Annotated in this window: 29 protein-coding genes and 1 riboswitch; of the genes, 1 reads left to right on the forward strand and 28 read right to left on the reverse strand. The window is 33.9% G+C overall.

From position 1 onward, the window contains the following. Positions 1 to 13: 13 nt before the first annotated feature. The 13 genes from SPD45_RS00575 to SPD45_RS00635 all read right to left on the reverse strand — a co-directional run bounded on the left by SPD45_RS00575 (position 14) and on the right by SPD45_RS00635 (position 11,708). Positions 14 to 523: an ECF transporter S component gene (locus tag SPD45_RS00575; RefSeq protein ID WP_336265633.1), complete on the reverse strand. Its 510-nt coding sequence runs from the start codon at positions 521 to 523 to the stop codon at positions 14 to 16. A 6-nt stretch (positions 524 to 529) separates the two neighbouring features. After that, a complete protein-coding gene (locus SPD45_RS00580) occupies positions 530 to 952 on the reverse strand; it encodes a DUF4430 domain-containing protein (protein WP_336265634.1) in 423 nt (140 codons plus the stop codon). Positions 953 to 1,067: 115 nt separating this feature from the next. Further along, positions 1,068 to 1,252: riboswitch (cobalamin riboswitch) on the reverse strand. 1 nt (position 1,253) lies between these two features. Then, the gene (locus SPD45_RS00585) at positions 1,254 to 3,005 is read right to left on the reverse strand and encodes an ATP-binding protein (RefSeq protein ID WP_336265635.1); all 1,752 of its coding nucleotides are present in this window, start codon (positions 3,003 to 3,005) and stop codon (positions 1,254 to 1,256) included. Beyond that, positions 3,005 to 3,721, reverse strand: a complete 717-nt coding sequence (locus tag SPD45_RS00590) for a response regulator transcription factor (protein WP_336265636.1) — start codon at positions 3,719 to 3,721, stop codon at positions 3,005 to 3,007. The genes SPD45_RS00585 and SPD45_RS00590 overlap by 1 nt, the downstream gene beginning before the upstream one ends. A gap of 55 nt (positions 3,722 to 3,776) precedes the next feature. Further along, a complete protein-coding gene (gene ccsB, locus SPD45_RS00595) occupies positions 3,777 to 4,967 on the reverse strand; it encodes a c-type cytochrome biogenesis protein CcsB (protein WP_336265637.1) in 1,191 nt (396 codons plus the stop codon). A 12-nt stretch (positions 4,968 to 4,979) separates the two neighbouring features. Then, positions 4,980 to 6,647 (reverse strand): cytochrome c biogenesis protein ResB, encoded by a 1,668-nt coding sequence (gene resB / locus SPD45_RS00600; RefSeq protein WP_336265638.1) that lies wholly within the window; start codon positions 6,645 to 6,647, stop codon positions 4,980 to 4,982. A gap of 25 nt (positions 6,648 to 6,672) precedes the next feature. Further along, complete coding sequence (gene resA, locus SPD45_RS00605; RefSeq protein WP_336265639.1) at positions 6,673 to 7,239, reverse strand: thiol-disulfide oxidoreductase ResA; 567 nt, start codon at positions 7,237 to 7,239, stop codon at positions 6,673 to 6,675. Between the two features lie 51 nt (positions 7,240 to 7,290). Beyond that, positions 7,291 to 8,034 (reverse strand): pseudouridine synthase, encoded by a 744-nt coding sequence (locus SPD45_RS00610; protein ID WP_336265640.1) that lies wholly within the window; start codon positions 8,032 to 8,034, stop codon positions 7,291 to 7,293. Between the two features lie 94 nt (positions 8,035 to 8,128). Then, a complete protein-coding gene (locus SPD45_RS00615; RefSeq protein WP_336266053.1) occupies positions 8,129 to 8,626 on the reverse strand; it encodes a spore maturation protein in 498 nt (165 codons plus the stop codon). Positions 8,627 to 8,649: 23 nt separating this feature from the next. Then, positions 8,650 to 9,249 carry a nucleoside recognition domain-containing protein gene (locus SPD45_RS00620; protein WP_336265641.1) on the reverse strand — a complete coding sequence of 200 codons (600 nt, stop codon included), beginning with the start codon at positions 9,247 to 9,249 and terminating at the stop codon, positions 8,650 to 8,652. Then, positions 9,246 to 10,322, reverse strand: a complete 1,077-nt coding sequence (locus tag SPD45_RS00625) for a D-alanyl-D-alanine carboxypeptidase family protein (RefSeq protein WP_336266055.1) — start codon at positions 10,320 to 10,322, stop codon at positions 9,246 to 9,248. Before SPD45_RS00625 ends, SPD45_RS00620 begins: the two co-directional genes overlap by 4 nt. Positions 10,323 to 10,394: 72 nt before the next feature. Further along, positions 10,395 to 10,961 carry an SMC-Scp complex subunit ScpB gene (gene scpB / locus SPD45_RS00630; protein WP_442961976.1) on the reverse strand — a complete coding sequence of 189 codons (567 nt, stop codon included), beginning with the start codon at positions 10,959 to 10,961 and terminating at the stop codon, positions 10,395 to 10,397. Between the two features lie 15 nt (positions 10,962 to 10,976). Then, a complete protein-coding gene (locus tag SPD45_RS00635; RefSeq protein ID WP_336265642.1) occupies positions 10,977 to 11,708 on the reverse strand; it encodes a segregation/condensation protein A in 732 nt (243 codons plus the stop codon). 129 nt (positions 11,709 to 11,837) lie between these two features. Between SPD45_RS00635 and SPD45_RS00640 the strand changes: the two genes are divergently transcribed. Continuing rightward, positions 11,838 to 11,942, forward strand: a complete 105-nt coding sequence (locus SPD45_RS00640; protein ID WP_336265643.1) for a YjcZ family sporulation protein — start codon at positions 11,838 to 11,840, stop codon at positions 11,940 to 11,942. Positions 11,943 to 12,023: 81 nt separating this feature from the next. On the opposite strand, the gene SPD45_RS00645 is transcribed toward SPD45_RS00640, so the two are convergent. The 15 genes from SPD45_RS00645 to fur form a co-directional block, all read right to left on the reverse strand. Beyond that, the gene (locus SPD45_RS00645; protein ID WP_336265644.1) at positions 12,024 to 12,395 is read right to left on the reverse strand and encodes a GNAT family N-acetyltransferase; all 372 of its coding nucleotides are present in this window, start codon (positions 12,393 to 12,395) and stop codon (positions 12,024 to 12,026) included. 104 nt (positions 12,396 to 12,499) lie between these two features. Further along, on the reverse strand, positions 12,500 to 12,949 hold the full coding sequence (locus tag SPD45_RS00650; RefSeq protein WP_336265645.1) for a site-2 protease family protein: 450 nt from the start codon (positions 12,947 to 12,949) through the stop codon (positions 12,500 to 12,502). A gap of 9 nt (positions 12,950 to 12,958) precedes the next feature. Next, positions 12,959 to 13,390: a peptidylprolyl isomerase gene (locus SPD45_RS00655; RefSeq protein WP_336265646.1), complete on the reverse strand. Its 432-nt coding sequence runs from the start codon at positions 13,388 to 13,390 to the stop codon at positions 12,959 to 12,961. A 55-nt stretch (positions 13,391 to 13,445) separates the two neighbouring features. Further along, entirely contained in the window at positions 13,446 to 14,768 is a 1,323-nt protein-coding gene (gene lysA / locus SPD45_RS00660; RefSeq protein ID WP_336265647.1) for a diaminopimelate decarboxylase, read from the reverse strand. A 72-nt stretch (positions 14,769 to 14,840) separates the two neighbouring features. Continuing rightward, on the reverse strand, positions 14,841 to 16,322 hold the full coding sequence (locus tag SPD45_RS00665; protein ID WP_336265648.1) for a spore germination protein: 1,482 nt from the start codon (positions 16,320 to 16,322) through the stop codon (positions 14,841 to 14,843). 23 nt (positions 16,323 to 16,345) lie between these two features. Beyond that, positions 16,346 to 16,756 carry a stage V sporulation protein AB gene (locus tag SPD45_RS00670; protein WP_336265649.1) on the reverse strand — a complete coding sequence of 137 codons (411 nt, stop codon included), beginning with the start codon at positions 16,754 to 16,756 and terminating at the stop codon, positions 16,346 to 16,348. Then, positions 16,753 to 17,373 (reverse strand): stage V sporulation protein AA, encoded by a 621-nt coding sequence (locus tag SPD45_RS00675; RefSeq protein ID WP_336265650.1) that lies wholly within the window; start codon positions 17,371 to 17,373, stop codon positions 16,753 to 16,755. The genes SPD45_RS00670 and SPD45_RS00675 overlap by 4 nt, the downstream gene beginning before the upstream one ends. A gap of 383 nt (positions 17,374 to 17,756) precedes the next feature. Continuing rightward, the gene (sigF, locus tag SPD45_RS00680) at positions 17,757 to 18,518 is read right to left on the reverse strand and encodes an RNA polymerase sporulation sigma factor SigF (RefSeq protein WP_336265651.1); all 762 of its coding nucleotides are present in this window, start codon (positions 18,516 to 18,518) and stop codon (positions 17,757 to 17,759) included. 10 nt (positions 18,519 to 18,528) lie between these two features. After that, on the reverse strand, positions 18,529 to 18,966 hold the full coding sequence (gene spoIIAB, locus SPD45_RS00685) for an anti-sigma F factor (RefSeq protein WP_336265652.1): 438 nt from the start codon (positions 18,964 to 18,966) through the stop codon (positions 18,529 to 18,531). Then, positions 18,966 to 19,316 carry an anti-sigma F factor antagonist gene (gene spoIIAA / locus SPD45_RS00690; RefSeq protein ID WP_336265653.1) on the reverse strand — a complete coding sequence of 117 codons (351 nt, stop codon included), beginning with the start codon at positions 19,314 to 19,316 and terminating at the stop codon, positions 18,966 to 18,968. The genes spoIIAB and spoIIAA overlap by 1 nt, the downstream gene beginning before the upstream one ends. Positions 19,317 to 19,463: 147 nt before the next feature. Then, complete coding sequence (locus SPD45_RS00695) at positions 19,464 to 20,768, reverse strand: pyrimidine-nucleoside phosphorylase (RefSeq protein WP_336265654.1); 1,305 nt, start codon at positions 20,766 to 20,768, stop codon at positions 19,464 to 19,466. A 16-nt stretch (positions 20,769 to 20,784) separates the two neighbouring features. Further along, positions 20,785 to 21,963 (reverse strand): phosphopentomutase, encoded by a 1,179-nt coding sequence (gene deoB / locus SPD45_RS00700; protein WP_336265655.1) that lies wholly within the window; start codon positions 21,961 to 21,963, stop codon positions 20,785 to 20,787. 19 nt (positions 21,964 to 21,982) lie between these two features. Continuing rightward, positions 21,983 to 22,876 carry a site-specific tyrosine recombinase XerD gene (xerD, locus tag SPD45_RS00705; protein ID WP_336265656.1) on the reverse strand — a complete coding sequence of 298 codons (894 nt, stop codon included), beginning with the start codon at positions 22,874 to 22,876 and terminating at the stop codon, positions 21,983 to 21,985. A gap of 16 nt (positions 22,877 to 22,892) precedes the next feature. Beyond that, complete coding sequence (locus tag SPD45_RS00710; RefSeq protein WP_336265657.1) at positions 22,893 to 23,075, reverse strand: hypothetical protein; 183 nt, start codon at positions 23,073 to 23,075, stop codon at positions 22,893 to 22,895. Positions 23,076 to 23,269: 194 nt separating this feature from the next. Further along, complete coding sequence (fur, locus tag SPD45_RS00715) at positions 23,270 to 23,725, reverse strand: ferric iron uptake transcriptional regulator (protein ID WP_336265658.1); 456 nt, start codon at positions 23,723 to 23,725, stop codon at positions 23,270 to 23,272. Positions 23,726 to 23,740 lie beyond the last annotated feature (15 nt).

Raw genomic sequence — 23,740 nt, forward strand, 5'->3', positions numbered from 1 at the left:
AACACTCCTCCTTTTAATGTTGAATATTGAAACGGTCTTTTGCATATCGTTTCATTAAATAAGCAAAAATTGGATAAAGCACAATAATGAACACTGCATTTCCAATTGCATGATACGTATCAAAAGGTAACCCTAAAAGATAGTACGGCCAGAATTTTCCTGCTACTTGGTAAGTCACTAACGATATAATAAACCCATATAAATATCCACAAAAGACTCCATACAGTGCTAACATATAAACAGGAATATGTTTTACATATTTACCTATACATCCACTAATTACACCAATTAATCCCCAGGAGAAGACTTGCCATATTGACCAAATCCCCATTCCAAGTAACATATTGGATAAAAATGTAATAAGCAATGCCAAAACAAACGCAGCACCTGGTCCCATAATGATGCCAGCGATTATTATAATCGCTGTTACTGGTTGTACATTAGGAATAAAAACTAAAAAAGATCTTCCTACGATTCCTAACGTGGCAAGTATTGCTAATATCGTTAATTTATACGTATTCAACGTCGATTACTCCCAAGGTTGAAAATCAAAATTAACTTCATCTCCATTGGAAAGTTCATACTCTCCTGCACCAACCATTGCCATTTCATCGTTTACAAAATACATCCAAGCTTTTTCTTCTCCTTCTTCCGCTGCTTTTCCATCAATTGACGTAATAAAGCCACCATCTTCTTCAATATCAAAGTTTTCTTTCATAACGTCTAATAAAATTGCGCCATCTTCTGTCTTAATTTCCTTCTCTTCTAATACTTCCTCGCCTTTATCCAAAGAAATTACGACATCAACCGTAATCTCCTCTGACACTTCATTTGTTTCATTGTTTGCTTGATTGTTCACACTGTTATTTGTTTCATTTGCATCATTTGAACAACCTACTAAAACACCTACAGATAATAATAGTGCAGATAAAATAGTCATTAATTTTTTCATTGTAAAACTCTCCTTTATTATAGTATAAAATTAAAAAAGGCTGTAACAAAAGCTCACTCGTTTTGTTACAACCTCTATAAACATATTCATATAGAAGTAGCTTGAACCCCGAAGCTCTTTTACACAATTATTGGTAGGTATACTGACTTAACTATCATCCTACTTTGGATTCCTTCCCATATCAATCGATACAGTGGATTACATCCATTTCGTCCAGTATTACAGTTGCGAGGACAGTTCTAGATTTGCACTAGATTCCCGATGTATGAACATCATTTGGCCAATAATTTTTATGAAATTATTATTGTGGTATGGTGAAATAGAAAGTTGTACCTTCATGCAATTTACTTTTGACAGAAATGACTCCCTCATGCGCTTGGATAATATGTTTTGTAATTGCTAGCCCAAGGCCTGTACCCTTTTTATCACTTCTCGTTCGTGCTTTATCCGCTTTATAAAAACGTTCAAAAACGAAGGAAAGGTCCTCTTCAGGAATTCCACTACCATTATCACGTACTTCTACATGTAAAGCATCTTCTTTTGATTGTACTACTACTTCCACTTGACCACCATTTTGTGTATGACCGATCGCATTATCAATTAAATTAGTAAATACTTGTTCCATTCGGTCAGGATCAATGAAAAGCAATTGCTGCTCTATATCCATTGTCAGTAATAATTGTACACCATTTTCCTCTGCCATACCATAAAATTTTTTGTACACTTTTTCTACAAACATTTGTGTGTCTATTTCTTCTTTATTTAACTCAATATGGCCGGCTTCCATTCTTCCAATATCAAGTAATTCATTAACTAGACGACTCATTCTTAAAGATTCTTCGAGAATAATTTGAGCAAGTTCATTTTTCTCTGCTTTACTTTCTGCAATATCATCTACGATTGCCTCACTATAGCCTTGCATTAAGGCGATTGGTGTACGTAACTCATGAGATACATTCGAAATAAAATCTTTTCTTAGTTTATCCATTTGTCTTTCCTCTGTCATATCACGTATAACAGCAACAGCACCACGGATATATGTATCATCATATAAAGGTGTCATAATCATTACCCAATTTCGTCCTTGTAGTTGAACTTCTTGAATAACCTCTTTTTCCTCTTCAATTACCTTTTGGAACACAGCATATACATCATCAGGTAATTGCTGCATCATTTCATCTAATATATTATGCTCAAAATACCAATCACGAATAAATTGTTCTGCAGGTGGATTAATAACAATTACTTTTGCATCCCTCGTTAAGGTAATAACGCCATCTGCCATCGAATTAACTAACCGACTTAATTGTTCTTTCTCATGTCGTAACGCATCAATATGAAAATTCAATTGCTTCCCCATTTTATTAAATGCGACTGCGAGTTCACCTATTTCATCATTGGATAACACTGGAAGTTTCGTATTAAATTCACCCTTTGCAACTTGAATCGCCGCTTTACGCATTTGAATTAATGGTGCAGTAATTCTCGTCGATAGGAAAAATGCAAAAATGGTCGTTAAGATGATTGCGATTGCGGCTCCAACATAAATAATTCTTGTCGTCTCTGCACGTGTTTGGTTAATGACATCCAATGATTGTAAAACATAAATAGCACCTTGTTGTTTACGCATTGGAATACCAATAACCATTATTTCTGAATCATTATTTGGTACTGTAAGTTTTTCATTAAATACTTCGTTTTGTGTTGCGACATGCAACATATCTTCATTAACAACCGGAGAAATTTCTTTTACTTTAGCTAACGATTGATTCGTCGTTTTTGATTCCCATAAAGATTCATTATGCTTATATAAAAGTACTTTACTCGAAGGTTCCTTTACTGTCTCCACCAAATCCATTACCATATCTTTATCATCATGTTCTTCCACAATCATTGAAATTTTAGTCGCTGCTTGAATCATCGCTTTTTCGGCTTCTTGTACGTGAAATCTTTCGAAAAATTGTAACAGTAAAATCGATAAAATAAATAAGACAAAAGAAACTAGCAATAAAATCGTTATTGCTAGTTTCCCTACTACACTTCTCCAGAACATTATTGTTCTTCTACCTCTAATTTATATCCGATTCCCCATACTGTAACAATCATTTTCGCTGCTTCTTTTGAAACACTCGTTAGTTTTTCACGTAATCGCTTCACATGGGTATCGACTGTTCGTAAGTCACCGAAAAATTCGTACTGCCACACTTCTTTTAACAAGTCTTCTCTTTTATACACTTTATCAGGCGACTGCGCTAAAAACACAAGTAACTCATATTCTTTAGGAGTTAACGAAATTTCTTGATCATTTGCAGTAACACGATATGCATCCAAATCAATGGTTAAATGTGGAAAAACGATTAAATTATTTGTTTGCATCGACGTTTGTTTCACATTCGTTTGCCCTGTTCTTCGAAGTACGGCTTTCACTCGTAAAACAACTTCACGTGGACTAAAAGGTTTTACAATATAATCATCTGCTCCAACCTCAAATCCTTGCACACGATTGGATTCTTCCCCTTTAGCTGTCAACATAATGATTGGTGTGTTTTTCTCTTCTCGTAATTTTTCACACACTTCAATACCGTCCATCTCAGGCATCATAATATCTAATAAAATACAGTCATAATCGTTTTCTAATGCTTTTTCTAATGCTTCCACACCATTTTCAGCTTCTTCAACAACAAAGTCTTCACGTTCTAAATACATTTTAATTAAGCGACGAATACGTTCTTCATCATCTACTACTAAAATTCTATTCGAATCACTCATCTAATCGTTCCTCCTACCACTTCTTCTATGTTTCTTACATCATTTACTTCATATTTTAAGCATAAGAGTGTAAACCTGCAAGTACTAAGTTTACAACGATAATGTTAAACATAATAATTGCAAACCCAACTACTGCTAACCAAGCTGATTTTTCTCCATGCCATCCTCTTGATAAACGTAAATGTAAAAATGCGGCATAGAAAAACCATGTAATAAGTGCCCATACTTCTTTTGGATCCCAACCCCAAAAACGATCCCAAGCAATTTGCGCCCAAATTGCTGCGAAAATCAATCCACCTAAAGTAAATAACGGGAAGCCAATTGCTACTGCACGGTACGTAACTTCATCGACTAAGTCTAAGTTTATATTTTTTACAAACTTTTGAATGGCAGCACCGACTCGTTTACGTAAAATTAATCTTACAATACCATAAATGATTGTACCAATTAAAAACGACCAAACTAAAGTGTTAAACTTTTTAGGTGCTTCACTTCCTTGCATCCATGTCGGCGCGTTAAAGTATGGTTCCATACGATCTGCTGTCGTTAACTCAAATCCTTCAGGTCCTGCAATTGCCGGTAAGTGATATACCATGTTTATATTTTCATTTTCACTTTGGACGAAAGTTGCTTCATAATCCATTGCATTAAATGTAGACGTAATAATGACAAATCCTAACGTTACAAATAATGAATATAAAATAATTTCTAACCATGTCGTTTTAGATGACCTTTTTGATTGGTCAATTTTCTTCACTAAATAAATTAATCCAGCAACAAAACTAATTGCTAAAATTCCTTGTGATAAAGATACCGTAATTACATGAATAAATAACCAGTTACTTTGTAATGACGGTACTAATGGTGAAATCTCACCTGGGAACATACTTGCATAAGCAATGATTAACATTGCAATTGGCAGTGCAAACAATCCTAATACATTTAAACGATAAATAAAGAATAGAATGATAAACGCTAAAACGATACTCATTCCTAAAAACGTAACGAATTCAAACATATTACTTACAGGTGCATGTCCACTTGCAATCCATCTCGTTACAAAGTATACGACTTGTGCAATAAATCCGATGATCGTTAAACTAATTGCAATAATTGATGTTTTTGTATTCTTACCATCTGATGTTCTTTTATCACGAATTGTTGCTGCAAAAAAACCTGTCGCAATTAAATAGATGACAAATGCTGTATATAAAGCATTACTACTAACATTTAATAAACTTTCCATCACTCGAACCTCCTAGGCTTCCTGTTCTTCCTGTTCTTTTCTCTCTCTTTCCTCTTGGTCAACAACCATCTTAATATTCGTATTTTCGATAGCTTTTTCAATATCTTTCTTTAAACCGAACCAGTTTTTGTTCGTATGTGCTGCCATTGCAATACCATCACCTTCAGGGTTAATCCAAACTCTTCGGTGTTGCCAATACATTCCTTGGATAACTCCAATCATAAAAATGGCTGCCCCAACTACGAAAAATGGTAATGTATAATCTTTACGAACAGTCAGGCCACTTACATAATGCATCTCAAAATCGACAATTCCTAACTTATATTGATTTTCCCCAGTTGCATCAATATTTTTTCCAATCCCTAGAAAACTAATTTCTTTTTTACCTGTATCCGGATCTGTTATTTCAAATACAAACGCTGGATTTCTTGGGAATTTCGATACAGATCTAGGTTCCCCATTATCCATTTCATAATCTGGATAATATTTGTTAAGATGCACTTCAATTCCATTATCTAAAGTATATGTTTTTTCAGGAGACATTAAGTTTTCTACCTTCACTTCTCCTAGTGATGTTTCATCTTCATCATTTACATCGTACACTTTAAAAGTCATGCTCGAAAACTCATTTTCTTGGAACCCTGATTGATACAATGTATACCCATCAAACTTCAATGGTTTATTCATTTGGATAGAACCTTCTGTAACTTTTTCTAACTCTGGTTCTACTCCAGTAATTTTTTCTCCAACTACTTTCGAAATGACGACATCTGTTTGATAGTTTTTATGGGTTAATTCCCCTTTTTGTTCCATCGCTGCTTGGAATTTCTCATCGTCTTCATCATATGTTTCTAATATAAAGCGATTATTTTTAATATAATAATCCCCATCCGTACTTGGAATTACTTTCTGTTCTCCTTCACGTACCCAAATATAATCGTCTAAAAATAAAAAAGGTGTCATACGTAAAATAGCTGCTAGTAAAATAATAATTAATCCAATATGGTTTACATATGGACCCCAACGAGAAAAACGATTTTTCTCAGCTAAAATATTGCCATCTTTGTTCATAATTTTATAACGTTGTTTTTTCAAGCGGTCAATAACTACTTCTCGCTCGTCCTCTGATACATTTTCAGATAAACTATATAAACGTTGACGGCTTAAGAAATTACTATGACGTTTTGGCTGTTGGTTTTTTAATGCACGGTGTAATGGCACAAAACGGTCAATACTACAAATAACTAACGAAATACCAATTAATGCAATTAAAATCATATACCACCAAGAACTATATAAATTATGTAGTCCTAACTGGTAATAAATTTTCCCTAATAGCCCATATGACGCCTCATAGAACACAGCAGGGTCTCTATTTACTGCTTCTGCTGGAATATACATCTCTTGAGGATAAATCGTCCCTAGTCCAGATGCAATTAATGCTAAAACGATGAGCCATACACCAACTTTTACAGAAGAGAAAAAATTCCATATTTTATCGACGATGGATCGATTATATGTTTGTGACCTTCTTGCTGAACCTTCATACCGCATATTTAGTAATTTCGTTTTATCGTTCCCATCGATATGCTGGTTACGTTCTACCGGCTTTCCGCATGCTTCACATAAAACCGTTCCTTCCGGGTTTACGTGACCACATTCACATTTTATTTTATCCAATTCATATCCCTCACTATACATCGACTTAGTTAGGTGCGATCATTTGAAACTTTTCCTCTAATGTTTCCAATGTTAATGCACCGGCAACAACTTCTACAATCTTACCTTCCGCATCTATAAAATATGTACTTGGAATTGGACCAACACCATATAAATCCATCACATCACTTTTTGTATCATGTAATATCGGGAATGTTAAATTGTATTTATCGATAAATTGGTGAATAACTAATTCACTTGCGTCCAAACTTACCGCCACTATTTCAATGTCATCTTCATATTGTGGATACAGATCTTCCATGTACGGCATTTCCGCTTCACACGGCTTACAGTATGTTGCCCAGAAGTTTAACATAACTCCTTTTCCTTTTAAATCACTTAAGCGGATGCTTTCCACTTCATTATTTTCATTTATTTGTGTTAATTGAAAATCTGGTGCCTGATCTCCTTCCTCATAAATATCTTTATCTGCTGATAAATTAAAGTATAATGCATACCCTACTGCTGCTAAAAGAATCACTAGGACAATAAATCTAAACATATAGCGCTTTTTCTTTTTATTTTGTTTCTTGTCTATATTATTTGTACCCATTTACATTCACCCCAAAAGACATTATACCATTTATTTTCCGTTCAAATTTGTCTATTGTTTAACATTTTTCGTTGCTAAATTCTTTAATGAAGTTATTTCTTGTTTCGTTAATGGGCGATATTCTCCCGGTTGTAACGTTCCTAAATCAACAGAACCATACTTTTCTCGTTTAATTTTCATCACTGGATGCCCTAATCTTTCTAGCATTCGACGAATATGTCGGTTTTTACCTTCGTGTAATGTAATACGTAAAATCATCGTCTTCTTTTTCTTATCAATTGACATAACTTTAAAATGAATTGCTTTTAATACATCTCCTTCATCTCGTACGCCTTTTAACATACGATCTAAAACTTCACGCTTTGCAATCCCTTCTACTTTTACGACATATTCTTTTTCGATTTCATGTTTTGGATGCATCAATAAATGGGCGAAATCCCCATCGTTTGTTAACAATAAAATACCAGAAGTATTGTAATCAAGGCGTCCAATCGGATATATCCTTTCTGTTACATCTTCTAGTAAATCAATGACCGTCTCTCTTCCTGCCTCATCATCTAAGGAAGTAATATAACGACGCGGTTTATTTAATACGTAATAAACGTGTTTTTCTTTATCGATTGGTACATCATCTACACTGACCTCATCTGATTGTGACACTTTTGTGCCTAATGTCGTGACAAGTGTACCATTTACTTTTACACGACCATCTAAAATAAATTGTTCTGCCTTTCTTCTTGATGTAATACCACTTTGTGCGATTACCTTTTGCAATCTTTCTAATTGTTCACTCATGTGTATCTTACCCTCATTTATATTATAGTTCGTTTCGCTTTTTATCATACCATACTTAAAAACAACAAATAAAGCGTTTAAAATTATAAACGCTTTACATAAATAGTAATTTCACAATGATTATGGAAACAATGACACTCACAAAATCTGCCATAAGCCCAACTTTCATCGCATATTTCATTTTTTTAATTTGTACTGCACCGAAGTAAACAGTTAAAATATACAATGTCGTATCTGTACTTCCTTGCATCGTTGCAACAAGTCGTCCAATAAAGGAATCTGGTCCATATACTTTCGTTATCTCTGTCATCATAGCTAAAGATGCCGTACCTGAAATTGGTCTAACTATTGCTAGAGGAACAATTTCTGCAGGGACACCAAAAAAAGCTAATACAGGAACAAATAGTTGAATAAAGGCATCTAACGCCCCTGATTCTCGTAATATAGAGATTGATACAAACATTCCTAATAAATAAGGTAAAATAGATATCGCTATATCGATTCCTTCTTTACCGCCTTCTACAAACCATTCATATGCTGGTGCACGTTTAAAGGTGGCATAACTTAATATACATAAGATGAGCATTGGCATGATCCATAAGCTAATAGTTTGGATCACTCCTTCCAGCCCCCTTTTCTCTTTATTTCTCTATGATAAAAATATCGATCAAAAAGGACAGCACATATGACACTAACGAAAGAGGATATAATCGTTGTTATAACAATATCAGTCGGACTAACAGATCCATATTGCATTCTGATAGCTATCACGGTTGTAGGAATAAGGGTAAAACTTGATGTATTAATCGCCAAAAATGTAATCATGGAACGTGTTGCCTCTCCATCTTTACTATCTTTTTTCATTTCTTGCATTGCTTTTATCCCTAAGGGGGTAGCGGCATTACCTAAACCAAACATATTAGCAATAACATTAGAAACGATATAACCGAGAGCAACATTATTGTGTCGTAACTCAGGAAATAATCTTTTTAGCACGGGCGTTAATAATTTCGTTATTTTTTGCAATAACCCTACTTCTTGTGCAATTTTCATCATCCCTAACCAAAAGACTAAAATGCTCAACAACTGAATAGTTAATGTGACACTCTCTGCTGCACTTGTCAAAATAACTTCATTCACTTCCTCCATAGTGCCATGTATCATCGCATATATAATCCCTATAATTGCCATTAAAGCCCAAATCAGATGGATCATTTCCACCACCGCAAAAACCAATCTTTCAATTTTATGTAAAATGGTTCTTCTTCTTTTTCTTTTGCCTCCAGTGGAATCGTCTGAATGATTTCTTCCTCAATATGAAATTGAGCATATGGTTTTTTTCCCTCATTCGTTTTTTTCCAAATTACTTTCATTTGAAGTGCTTCCTTTTCATTATGCTGTAATGGATAAATAACATCGTCACGTACATAAAAATGAAGCTGTTCCCCTTCGTTTTGGACTGTAAACCATCCTTTTTTCATCAATGTAAAGATAGAATAAGTAGAAAACGTCGTTTCAAACATCGCCATATGATCTTTCCAATCATCCGGTGCATTCAATGTTACGGCAATAAGTGTCATCTTATTTTTTTTCGCTGTCGATACTAATGTTCTACCAGATCGTTTTGTAAACCCTGTTTTTCCCCCTGTACTTGCATCATACATTCCATGCAATAATTGATTTTTATTAATGTAAGGATAGTCTTTCTCTTTTGGTTTATATTTTTTCGTTTCCGAAATTTGTTGGAATTGTTCATGTTTAATTGCTTCTCTCATTAAAAGTGCCATGTCATATGCTGTTGAGTAATGATCTTCCTCATCTAGTCCATGTGGGTTTTTAAAATGGGTGTTCGTCATGCCAATTTTTTCCGCTTTTTCATTCATCATGGCGACAAAACCTTCTTCACTTCCTCCAATATGTTCAGCAATAGCTATACTCGCATCATTACCTGATCGTAACATCAATCCATATAACAATGATTCTAACGTCATTTGTTCCCCTTTCTTTAAATAGAGTGATGAGCCATGAATTTGTTCGGCATTTTCACTAATCACTACAGGGTCATCCAACTGACCATTTTCAATCGCAATTAAAGCCGTCATTATTTTTGTAATACTGGCGATTGGTTTCTTCACATTGGCATCTTTATCATATAAAACTTTCCCAGACTCACTCTCCATAACAATTGCATGTTCGGCAGATAAAGTGAATGTTTCATTGGTTGCTAGTCCACTAGTCGGAAATAAAAAAAGAACGATAAAAATCGATACAAACAAAAAAATGCGCATCACATATAGTCCTCCTGCTTCCATCTGGAATACTATATGTTATGCGCACATATCGCTTATATGAATGTATATTTAAAATGGCTCTTCTTTTAATGCATCAAAAAATAAATTTTTCTCTTCATCGAGTAATTGTTCATCAATATTTTCTGGTAACGGTGGTAATGCATCTAATGTAGAAAGACCAAAATATGTTAAAAACTCTTTCGTCGTTCCGTACATTTTCGGGCGGCCTATCGTATCTTTTCGCCCAACCTCTTCGATAAATGATCTGGCAAGTAAAGTTTGCACAGCATAGTCACTATTCACTCCACGAATTTCTTCCATTTCTATTTTTGTTATCGGTTGTTTATAAGCAATGATTGCTAACGTTTCTAAAACAGCTTGTGACATTCTAGATTTCCGTGGATTTTGTAACATTTTTTTATAATAATCATTATGTTCCGGCTTCGTTGTAAGATGATAAATGTTATTTGATTGCATGATGGTAATACCTCTTTGTTCATGCTCATAATCGTACATTAATTCTTCGATAATATGAAGGACTACCTCTTTAGAGACTTGTGTAATTTTTGCAAGTTGTTGAAGCGTCATCCCTTCATCACCACTAGCAAAAAGTAATCCTTCTACAATACCTTTCATTTTTAATGTCAAAATTTATTCCTCCATTTTATGTACATAAATTGGTTGAAAATGGGCTGTTTGTGTACATTGTATTTTACCGTTTTTTAATAATTGTAAAATAGCAAGAAATGTCGATACGATATGTTGCTTACTTGGAGTCGAAAATAAATCATCAAATAAAATAGGTGCTTTCCCCTTTTCTAAGATAATCTCTATTTCAGTCATTCTTTCTTCAACAGAAATTTCTACTCGATTAATCGTTGTATCTAGTGGTGCACGTAATTTTTTTCTTTTAAACACCTTTTGTAATGCACCGATCATATCAAATAAAGAAACATCTACATAATTTTCTACTTTATCTAAAACCTCATCTGAAAAGGAAAATGGTGGTCTTGTATATATTTCATTTTCCTGAAGTTCCTGTTCCTGAAGATGGTTAGCTGCTTCTTTAAATTTACGATATTCGATTAGTCGTAGCATCAACTGTTCACGTGGATCTTCTTCATATGTATCCTCATATACAGGTTCATGTTTTGGAAGTAGCATTGCACTTTTCATCTCAATAAGTGTTGCAGCCATTACTAAATATTCACTCGCTATATTTAATTCGATTGTTTGCATCGTATGAATATATTGTAAATACTGATCTGTAATTTCTGCTACTGGTATATCATAAATATCAATTTCTAATTCATTAATTAAATGCAACAATAAATCTAATGGGCCTTCAAATTCTGGTAACTTTACCTCATATGTTCGATTCATTATAAACTCCTTTAATCGTTCGTTCATATTCTATTATAATATGAAAACACACATTTGCCTATACACCTTTACACCATCATACATACGTTATTATTGAAAATAAATTTCAGTGAAAAGGAGAGATCATTCGTGGGTCATTCATATGAGGGTGGATATCGTAGATTTGGTGGTGGATATGCACTTATTTTAGTGTTATTCATCTTACTCGTTATTGTTGGTGCAGCTTGGTTATAAAACAAATATAAATATAAAAAGATTTTTGTAAAAAAGGCTAAGATGATAACGAAAATGCCGTTATCAATCTTAGCCTTTCTTTTACTCTTCTTCATCTTCTGTATCCGTACATTTATGGAAAAAATCATTCGTTAGTTCATTCGAACAAATATCATATTTTTCCCCGTACATTTCTTTTACTGCATCAATCATTTTTCGGCCAATGCCCATATTTCTATATGATGGATTTACTGATATATGTTGAACGACAACACTTAATTCATCCTCTATTTTAAAACCAATCGCACCTACAATATCATCCTCTTCTTTCCATAAATATAAATGCCAATTTGCATGTTCCATATAGTTACGCATCGTTTGCTGTAACATACGAACATCATCTTTTTCAGTCGGCATAAAGGAAAGCAAACCCATTGCAATTTTTTCTTGGTTTTGTTTATAACGAATTAACATTCAAAAACCCCTCATCAACTTTCCATGTTATGTGTAACATTTTTATTTAGATTATATTATACACATCATGTTTATTATGTTCTACTGTCAACTGAACAATGATATTAAAAAAATAATCTATATATAGTATATCCATCTGATTGTTTCTGTCCAATTTTAAATGGAATTAAATTCACAAAAAATAACCAGAAATTAAATAACATACATAATTGAATACCTATATGTTCATAAAAGAACAAATCAATCATAAAGAAAACAAATGCGACAATTCCATTAAATACAGGCCCCATCAGTGTAATAACTACCTTTTCTTTCGTTGTAAAAGGTTCGTCTCTAATGGTCGCTGTTGCATAATGGAATAAAAATAATCGCCGAATAATTATATGGAATTGGGATTCATCTTTTTCATAAAGTTTTTTCCCTGTTCCAATTGATAGCTGTATTTTCGTAGCCTTCATCCTCACTGCACCAAACATATGCCCAAGTTCATGGATGAGCAAACTAAACGGTGCAACAAAGAATATTAAAAAAATAAAGTATAGAACGTATATCATTTGTTGACCTTAATCGTTAATCACGATTTTTTGCATTACATCTCCATTTTGCATGTTTTTTGCAAACTCGATGCCTGAAGTAACTTTACCAAATACTGTGTGAACACCATCTAAATGTGGTTGTGGTTCATGTACGATAAAGAATTGAGACCCACCTGTATCACGACCAGCATGTGCCATTGATAAAGAACCTTCTTCATGTTTATGCGGGTTCCCTTCTGTTTCACATTTAATTGTATGTCCTGGACCACCTGTTCCGTTTCCAATTGGGCAACCACCTTGGCTTACAAAACCAGGGATGACGCGGTGAAAAGTTAAGCCATCATAAAAATTGTCATTCGCAAGAGTAACAAAGTTTTCAACCGTTCCTGGAGCTTCTTCTTCAAATAAATTAAATTCAATTTTGTTGCCATCTTCTAATAAAATATATCCTGTTTTCATGCTTTTATTCTCCCTTTTTCATTAAGTTCATTATATATTTTACACTAGTTATCTATTATGTTCCAGTCGAAACGCTAGATGAATATGGTAAATCGTTATCAATTAGGTCGTCTAAACTCTCTCTTTTCACCACTAATTGTGCTTGTCCATTTTCTACAAATACGACGGCTGGTTTTTCAAAGCGATTATAATTGCTTGCCATCGAATAACCATATGCACCAGTGGAAAACATCGCTAATATATCATTATGTTCTACTTTTGGCAAATCGATATCCCAAATTAACATATCTCCTGACTCACAACATTTGCCAGCAACGGACACGGTTTCTTGACATTTTTCTGTCGCTTTATTTGCAAGAATTCCATCATATTTTGCCTCATATAATGCTGGTCGAATATTATCAGCCATCCCACCATCGACAGAAATATATTTACGTACGTTTGGAATGTTTTTCATGGAACCGACCGTGTACAATGTCGTGCCTGCTTCTCCAACGATGGAACGACCTGGTTCAATCCAAATTTCTGGCATCGGAATTTGCATGTCATGTACATGTGATTGAATAGTTTTCACAATAGCTTTTACATAATGTTCTGATGGTAACGGTTCATCATCTTCTGTATATCGAATTCCAAACCCTCCACCAACATTTAATACTTCTGGAATAAACTGATCTTGTTCATGCCATTGTTGTAATAATTCAAATAACATATCAATTGCTAATGTAAAACTTTTCGTATTAAATATTTGTGAACCAATATGGCTATGAATACCTTTTAATTGAATATGTTTATACTGTTTCACCAATTCATATGCTTCATTTATTTGATTATTTTGTAAATTGAAACCAAATTTTGAATCTTCATTTCCAGTCATAATATATTGATGTGTTTCCGATTCAATTCCTGGTGTAACCCGAAATAAAATATCCATCGTTTTCTGTTTAGTTTGAAGAATTTCTTCTAATAATTCCAATTCATAAAAGTTATCTACAATAATACAACCAATATTAGCTTCAATCGCCATCGTTAATTCGTCTATTGTTTTATTATTGCCATGAAAATGTATTTTTTCTGGAGGAAACCCTGCTTTTAATGCTGTGTAAAGCTCTCCTTTTGAAACAACATCTAAACTTAACCCTTCTTCTTTCATTACTTGCACAATAGCAATTGTCGAGAAAGCTTTACTCGCATATGCAACTTGAGCTCGAACGCCTAACGTTTTAAATGTATCTACAAATCCGCGACATTGTTGACGTATTCTTTCAACGTCATATACATACAGTGGTGTCCCATATTGTTCGGCTAATACTGTCGCGTCTACACCACCAATCATTAAATTTCCTGCTTCATTTATTGGATAAGAATGGTTGGCCATTTTTCCTTCAATCCTCCACATCCATTTCGTAAGATAAAAATAATGTACCATATTCAAGTACAAAACTAAAGTTTAATTATCTTTCACACGTTGACGAATGATATCTTTCGGGTGGATGACAACAGGTCGTTCTGAAACTTTTTGAACTGGTACACGTACGATAAATTGCCAAAGCCCCTTTGGATGAAATGGAATTAATGGCCAAAAATAAGGTGTCCTTAATGTCTTTAATTGTACTAAATATAAAATTGCAATCGTACTTGCAAAGACAAATCCAGTTGCTTTAAATAAGATCGTCATAATGACAATCCAGAATTTAATAAATTTATTTGCAACACTCAACTCATAACTCGGAGTTACATAACTTCCAATCGTACTTATTGCTACATACAAAATAACTTCTGGAGTAAACAAACCCACTTTTACAGCTATATCTCCGATTAACACTGCTGCAATAAGACCTAATGCAGTCGCTAGCGGGGTTGGTGTATGGACTGCTGCCATTCGTAAAAACTCCACTCCAATATCTGCTACGATAATTTGTATATAGACGGGGATCGAACTTTTTTCCTTCGGCCCAATGAATGATAAGGTTTCTGGTAATAGATTCGGATCTAATACGAACAACAACCATAAAGGTAATAAAAAAATTGATGCTAAAACAGCAGTTATTCGAATCCACCTTGTAAATGTTCCCACTGTTGGCGTCTGACGATACTCTTCCGCATGTTCTAAATGGTCAAAATATGTCGTTGGTAAAATGATCACACTCGGAGATGTGTCCACAATTAATACAATATATCCTGATAAAATATGGTGTGCTGCTACATCTGGCCTTTCCGTAAAACGAACGAGTGGAAATGGGCTCCATTTTTTGTCAATCATTAATTCAACTAATGCTTTATCTGCCATAACTAAATTATCGATATCAATTTCATCAAGTAATTTTTCAATTTCCTCGATATAAAAATCATTTGCAATATTATCAATAAAACTAATACAAACATCTGTTTTAGAACGTTTTCCTATTTGTACAATTTTATTTCGTAATCGGGGATCTTTAATCCTTCTACGCATAAGGCTACAATTTTCGATAATATTTTCGGTAAACCCATCCCTTGCTCCCCTAATAACTCTTTCTGTATCAGGCTCTTCCGGTTGTCTTCCGGCATAATTACGTACATCAATGATGAAAGCCTCTTTTTCACCATCGATAAATATAATAATTAATCCTGCAAGTAATTGATCTGTAATATTTTGTAGTTTATTTTCTACCTCTACTTGTTGATTAACGAGCCTATTTTTTGTCAACTCAAAAATATTTACTTCTTCATTTTCATGGTCATTTAAATTAACTAATTCTTTTAATAAATGAACGATAACCGTATCATCGACAAGGCCGTTAATATAATATAACTGCATTCGATTTTGTAGTACGACAATTTCGCGATAATCGACATCAAAAGAAATACCGACACCAACTTCATCTTTCATAAACTGTGCATTTTCATCTAGTTTTTTTGAGACGACTTGCAAGGATTTCTTCTGTTTCATCACACGATGCTCCTTCAATATACTTAATCGATAAAATAAACTGCTTGTAAAATGACACCAATTATTTTTCCAAATAAAATAGCGTATAAAAATATAATAAAGTATTGTTTTATATGTAATGTGCTTATCATTTTTGGAAAGACATTCATGATTTCTAATAAGGCAGATGTAAGTATGCCATTAAATACTCCATGAAAAAAGCCGACTATAATTGAACTAAAGAATGGCATAGAAATAGAGGCCTCCGTAAACGACATCCATGTACCAATTAGAACTGAAATTAAAATAACAATTGATAATTTTTGCGATAAATTCGTCGTCGGAAAATAGGTGAAAATTCTCGGAAAAATGGTAAGCAACGTTAATATGGCGGCAAAAATTGCCCCAATTAATAAACCACTTGAAAAACCTATTAACCATTCGAGTATGATCACGATGTTGGATCGCCTTTCTTTTCATCTTCTTGTTTTTCTAAATAACTTTTACGTGTTTGTTCATATCGAAACATTTCAATATCAATCGGGGATGGTTCTTTTCGTTTATGTGGAAAAAATGATTCATTTAAAAATAACATCATTCCAACACCAATCCCTATTGCATATGGAATTTGGATCATATATGGATGTTTCACTTTTTCCCCTGTTAATAAGTAATGTATTTTTGTATGTACTTCTTGCATGTTCACATCAAAATGAAAATTCATAATTGTCATCACTGCACCGACAAATAATGTTATCCAAATACCAGTAAGAATAAAAATTGACGGACGTTTTGGATTTTTTTCTTGTTCAATTAATACTTCTGTTGGACCGATAAATTGAATGAACAATGATTCGTCATATTCCCTTATCTTTTCCACTAATTGAAAACTATCGAGAATAAATGTTGTGATATGTTTAGATGGAAAGGAAATAGGAATGGTCATTTGTTTTAATGGTGCAATTTTTTCCTCATTTCCTATAAATGATGCGATATGGTGAAAGGAAACACTTTCTTTTGCCTTAGGAATTGTTATTTTTTTTCGTAAACGAATATAAATAATCTCTTGCATATACCTCTTCCTTCGATATGATAATACGCATAGTATGAACAACTAACCTAATTCTATGCAAAAAAGAAAAAACTCGGGATAAAAAGTGATAGATAGAATGAAATACACCGAATAAGTTGTTTACGCCATATACATGTAGCCCACGTAATTTAGAACTGTCACACTATATAAGGATGTTTATTCCTCTTACAATGTTTTGACTAACATCTGATACTTTTTCTTTGTATTCCAGACTCCCGACAGTCACCCATCATAATATTGTCCTTTTATACAAAATGATGCTAGCTTATATTGTTCTAATTGTGTTTTTACACATAATTTTGTTTTTATAACCATTCATTCGCATTTCATTCCACCGCTTCATTTTATTCCGAGTGGGGGTTTTATTTTTGTTCTGTCATATCTTTTTTCATATCCTGTAATATTTTTTTCTCTAATCTTGACACTTGTACTTGCGATACATTTAATCGTTCGGCAACACTAGATTGTGTCCAATCTTTAAAATATCGTAAATAAATAATTAACTTCTCTCGCTTATTTAATTTTTCCATCGCATGTTGTAATGCTATTTTATCTATTTCTCCTCCTGCTTCATCTGCAATTTGATCCATTAAGTAAATCGGATCCCCGCCACCATCATAAACTGTTTCATAAATTGATTTTGGATTTTTCGTCGCCTCTTCAGCTTGTGCAACTTCTTCCTTCGTTACATTTAAAGCTTCCGCAACTTCCGAAACGGTTGGCGCTCTTTTTAATTGTTTCGTTAACATTTCTTTTTCTTTACGAATTTTATTAGCCATTTCTTTTAAAGAGCGACTAACCTTAATTACTCCGTCATCACGGATAAAACGTTGAATCTCCCCGATAATCATCGGAACAGCATACGTAGAAAACCGCACGTCATATGATAAATCAAATTTATCAATCGCTTTAATAAGACCGATACAACCTATTTGAAATAAATCATCTAATTCATATTGCCGGTGAGCAAATCGTTGAACGACAGACCAAACAAGCCTTGTATTCTTTTCTACTAATATATCTCGAGCAACCATATCTCCTGTTTGACTCTTTTGTAATAAATGCCGTACTTCCTCATTCGTTAAACGGTTGTTTTTATATTCTTGCAAATCCGTATGCGTCATATTTATCACCTTATTGAAAAACAGTCGTTTTCACTAGTTGTTTTTTCAATATAACCGTTGTTCCTTTGCCTATCTCTGATTCTACTTGAATACCGTCCATAAATGTTTCCATTATAGTAAAACCCATTCCAGATCTGTCTAAATGTTCTTTTGAGGTAAAAAGAGGTTCCATTGCAATTGCTATATTATCAATGCCAATTCCTTCATCGATAATTTTAATCGTTATTTCATCATTTTCTAATAAACAATCAATTACAATCCATTCATCGGAACGATTCTCATACCCATGGATTATCGCATTTGTCACCGCTTCAGATATAACTGTTTTAATTTCTGTCACTTCATCTAAAGTCGGATCGATTTGTGCAACGAATGCCCCAACAGTCGCCCTCGCAAAAGACTCATTTTCACTTTTACTTAAGAATGTAATTTGCATTTGATTTTTCATCATACTCCCCCCAAACATAATAATGCTGTTTCTTCTGACGCTTCTTTACGAATAATTTTAAATATTCCTGCCATCGTTAATAATCTTTCGACACTTGGATGAACGGCACAAATTACAATTTCCCCATTTTTCGCTTCAATTTCTTTATATCTCCCTAAAATGATTCCGATTCCTGAACTATCCATAAATGTAAGATGTTCCAAATTCAGTACAATATGTTGAATATCCTCCCTTTCTATTGCTTCTTGCCATCTACGTTTCAATTCTTTTGTAGCATGATGATCTAATTCTCCGTCTAAACGAATAATTAATACATCATCCATTTGAACAAAATAACTTTGTAATGCCATATTAACCCTCCTCTTTAATATTCTTTTCTTCATCCATGTGCTAGTATCCTTGTTTTAGACAAAACTAGTGGATTCACGACAAAAAAACCTATCCACATATATAATATATATAGATAGGTTTTCCAATATTGCTCAAATTTATACAAATTATGAGGAAATAATATCAAAAATTAATGGTTCTTTCTTTGGCATGTCATTTGAAATAATGATATTTTCACTTATTTTTTCTTTTACTTTTGTTGTATTTTCCGTATTTGCATACAAGCTGCAAATTATGTCCCCTTTTTCGACAAATTCTCCAACTTTTTTATGCAATTGTACTCCGACAGATAAATCAATCTTAGAATCTTTCGTTTCTCTACCCGCACCTAACATCATCGCAGCAGCGCCAATTTCATTGGCAACGATATGAGACACATATCCAGCTTCATTTGCTAATACATCAAAAGTATATCGTGCTGTTGGTAAATTTTGCACATTATCCACGATGGATCCATCTCCACCTTGTGCTTCAATAAAGGTTTTGAACATCTCGATTGCTTTTCCATTTGTTAATTGCTCTTTTAATTGTTGTTTTGCTACCTCTTTCGTCATACTACCATCCGCTAATACGACCATTTCAGCACCAAGCTCTAAGGACAATTCTGTTAAATCTTCCGGTCCTTCTCCCCGTAAAGTTTCTATTGCTTCTTGAATTTCAATAGCGTTTCCTATCGCATTTCCTAATGGTTCTTCCATACTTGAAATGATGGCGGTCGTTTTTCTTCCGACTTCGTTTCCAATCTGAACCATCGTTTTAGCAAGTTTTCGTGCGTCATCCAAATTTTTCATGAATGCACCTGTCCCAACTTTAACATCTAATACAATCGCATTCGCCCCAGAGGCAATTTTTTTACTCATAATGGAGCTTGCAATAAGTGGAATCGAACTTACTGTCGCAGTTACATCTCGCAAACTATAAAGTAATTTATCGGCAGGAGCTAATTGCGTAGACTGTCCGATGACCGCAACTTTATTTTGATTCACTAATTCAATAAATTGCTCGTTCGTTATTTCCACATGAAAACCTTTAATGGCTTCCAATTTATCAATAGTTCCACCTGTATGACCTAGTCCACGGCCACTCATTTTTGCAACCGGAACACCTAAAGATGCAACAAGTGGTGCTAAGACTAATGTCGTTGTATCGCCAACCCCACCTGTAGAATGTTTATCAACTTTTACACCATCAATTCCACTTAAATCTATCTCTTCTCCCGAATGTACTATGGCCATTGTTAGTGCTGCACTTTCTTCAATTGTCATCCCTTGAAAATAAATTGCCATTAACAATGCACTTACTTGATAATCTGGTATATGGTTTGCAACATATTGTTCAATGACAAAATTAATTTCTTCAGTCGTTAGCACATGTCCATCACGCTTTTTTTCAATAATGTCATACATTCGCAATGTGTATCACCTTTTCTTATTTAATTTCGTTTAAAAAACTTTTTCCATATGCTGGAGCTTTTACAGAGAAATTTTCTGCAATTGTTGCTGCGACATCAGAAAACGTATTTCGGATTGGCAGTGCCTTTCCTATGTCTATTTGGTTATGGTACATCAAAATCGGTACATATTCTCTCGTATGATCTGTCCCATGATGTGTTGGATCATTACCATGGTCCGCAGTTAAAATAAGTAAGTCATCATCCTGTAATAAAGGTAGAACATCTTTTAACTGCTGGTCAAATGTTTCCAATGCTTGAGCATATCCTTCTGGATTTCTTCTATGGCCATATTGTGCATCGAAATCTACTAAATTTAAAAAACATAAACCATGAAAATCTTCTTTTATAGATGCCACTAACTTTACCATTCCATCATCATTATCAACGGTACGGATTGCTTTTGTAATCCCTTCGCCGTCGAAAATGTCAGCAATTTTTCCTAATGAAATAACATCAAGGTCATTCTCTTTTAAATTATCTAATACTGTTTTACCAAACGGTTTCAGAGCGTAATCATGTCGATTCGAAGTTCTAGTGAAGCTGCCAATTTCTCCAACAAATGGGCGTGCAATAACACGACCAACTAAATATTCTTCTTTTAATGTTAATTCCCGACAAATTTCACAAATATTATATAATTCTTCTAATGGAACAATTGTTTCATGTGCGGCAATTTGTAAAACAGAATCAGCTGATGTATATACAATAATTGCTCCCGTCGCCATATGTTCAGGACCTAATTCATCGATAATAGCAGTTCCAGATGCAGGCTTATTACCAATAACTTTTCTTCCTGTTCGTGCTTCAATTTCTTTAATCAGTGAAGCAGGGAACCCTTCAGGGAACGTTTGAAACGGTTGGTCAATACGTAAACCGGCAATTTCCCAATGACCTGTCATCGTATCTTTACCTGCTGAAGCTTCTTCCATTTTCGTATAATGTGCTTTTGGGGACGAAACTGTTGCTACTCCGTCTATTGGTGCAATATTTCCTAATCCTAATGCTTGTAAATTAGGTAAGTGCAAGCCTTCCACATGTTTTGCAATATTTCCTAACGTATTAGCCCCTATATCATTATATTGCTCTGCATCAGGTGCTTCTCCTATTCCTACTGAATCTAATACAACTAAAAATACTCTTTTAAACTTGTCCATATTCTATCTATCCTTTCCTTTATGCTCGAGGGTGAAATTGCTCATACATATCTTTTAATCTCGTTTTAGAAATATGTGTATAAATTTGTGTCGTTGAAATGTCCGCATGACCGAGCATTTCCTGTACCGAACGTAAATCTGCCCCGTTCTCAAGTAAATGGGTCGCAAATGAATGGCGTAACATATGAGGGGTAATTTCTTTCATTAACCCTACCTCTGTCGCAACACTTTTTATAATTTTCCAAAACCCTTGCCTTGATAATGAGCGACCATGATGATTGACAAATAGCATCATTTCTCTCTCGTTCTTTTTTGTCAGTATCGGACGAGAAAATTCGACATATTGTTCTAATGCCTTTTTTGCCATATCTCCTAATGGGATAATTCTCTCTTTATTTCCTTTTCCGATACAACGAACAAACCCCATTTCCAGATGCACGTCTCTTATGTGTAAATTTACTAATTCGGATACACGTAATCCTGTTGCATACATCAACTCTAGCATCGCTTTATTACGTATTTGTAAAGGTGTATTCTGTTCTAATTGTAATAGTTGGTCTACTTCTTCCATCGATAAAACAGTCGGAAGTAAACGATCCTTTTTTGGTGTTGAAATATGTAAACTTTCATCTGTCTTCACGACTTGTTCCCGTATTAAAAATTGATGCAAAGCTCTAATCGCTGAAATCATTCGAGCAATTGTCGCGGCTGATTTCCCATCCTCACGTAAGGAGCTAAGAAATAACATCATATCATTTCTCGTCACATTGTTCCATGCTGTTCGCTTACATGTATCTGTTAAAAATTGTTCATAGTGTTGGAGATCTCTTCGATACGACTGAATCGTATTATCAGCTAACCCTCTTTCAATTCGAATATAGTGAAAAAAGTCTTCTATTTCGTTTCGTAACATTTTCATTCTCCTATGATTAAAATAATCGTATCGTCCGTACTTTTTCATGCCATGTTTTCAACCATTTTACGTGTTCAAATGGATCATCAACATATGATTCATACTGATGATGAAATGACTGGATAGCAAAATAAAATATAATTGTACAACTAATAAAAACGATTACTGCTTGTAAAAATGATCGAATCCATTTCCACATCTTATCGTACCCTTTCGTTATGAATCATCTATACAATCATTACAGTTTATTTAGTTACAAAATAAATTAATCATGATGCATCCATAATATATAGATAATTTCACTTTATTAAAAAGGTGTACAATATTCTTTGTTTATATACCTCTATTTTACACTATTATAAACATTTATGAACAAAAAAAAGTAAAAGCAGATTAATTTGCTTTTACTTCTTTGTTTTGACAAACTTTACAAATACCATGGAATGTTAAACGATGATCTTTTACTTGAAATTCCCATTGACTTTCGACAATTTTCTCAACATCATGTAACAAATCTTCCATAATTTCTTCTACGGAACCACATTCCATACAAACTAAATGATGATGGAAATGTTCTGCTCCCTCTTTACGTAAATCATATCGAGAAACACCATCACCAAAGTTAATTTTGTCAACAATTTTTAATTCAGATAATAATTCTAATGTACGATATACAGTAGCTAAACCAATATCTGGTGCTTTTTCCTTCACAAGTAAAAATACTTCCTCCGCACTTAAATGATCTTCTTCTCTCTCTAATAAGACCAATAAAGTTGCCTCTCGTTGTGGAGTAAGCTTATACCCTTGTGAATGTAATTGTTTTTTTATTCGTTCTATTCGTTGTTTCATGGATTTACCCCTCCA

Origin of the sequence: Pseudogracilibacillus sp. SO10305 (assembly GCF_037072005.1) — a bacterium.
In the GTDB taxonomy this organism is placed as follows: domain Bacteria; phylum Bacillota; class Bacilli; order Bacillales; family Amphibacillaceae; genus Pseudogracilibacillus; species Pseudogracilibacillus intestinigallinarum.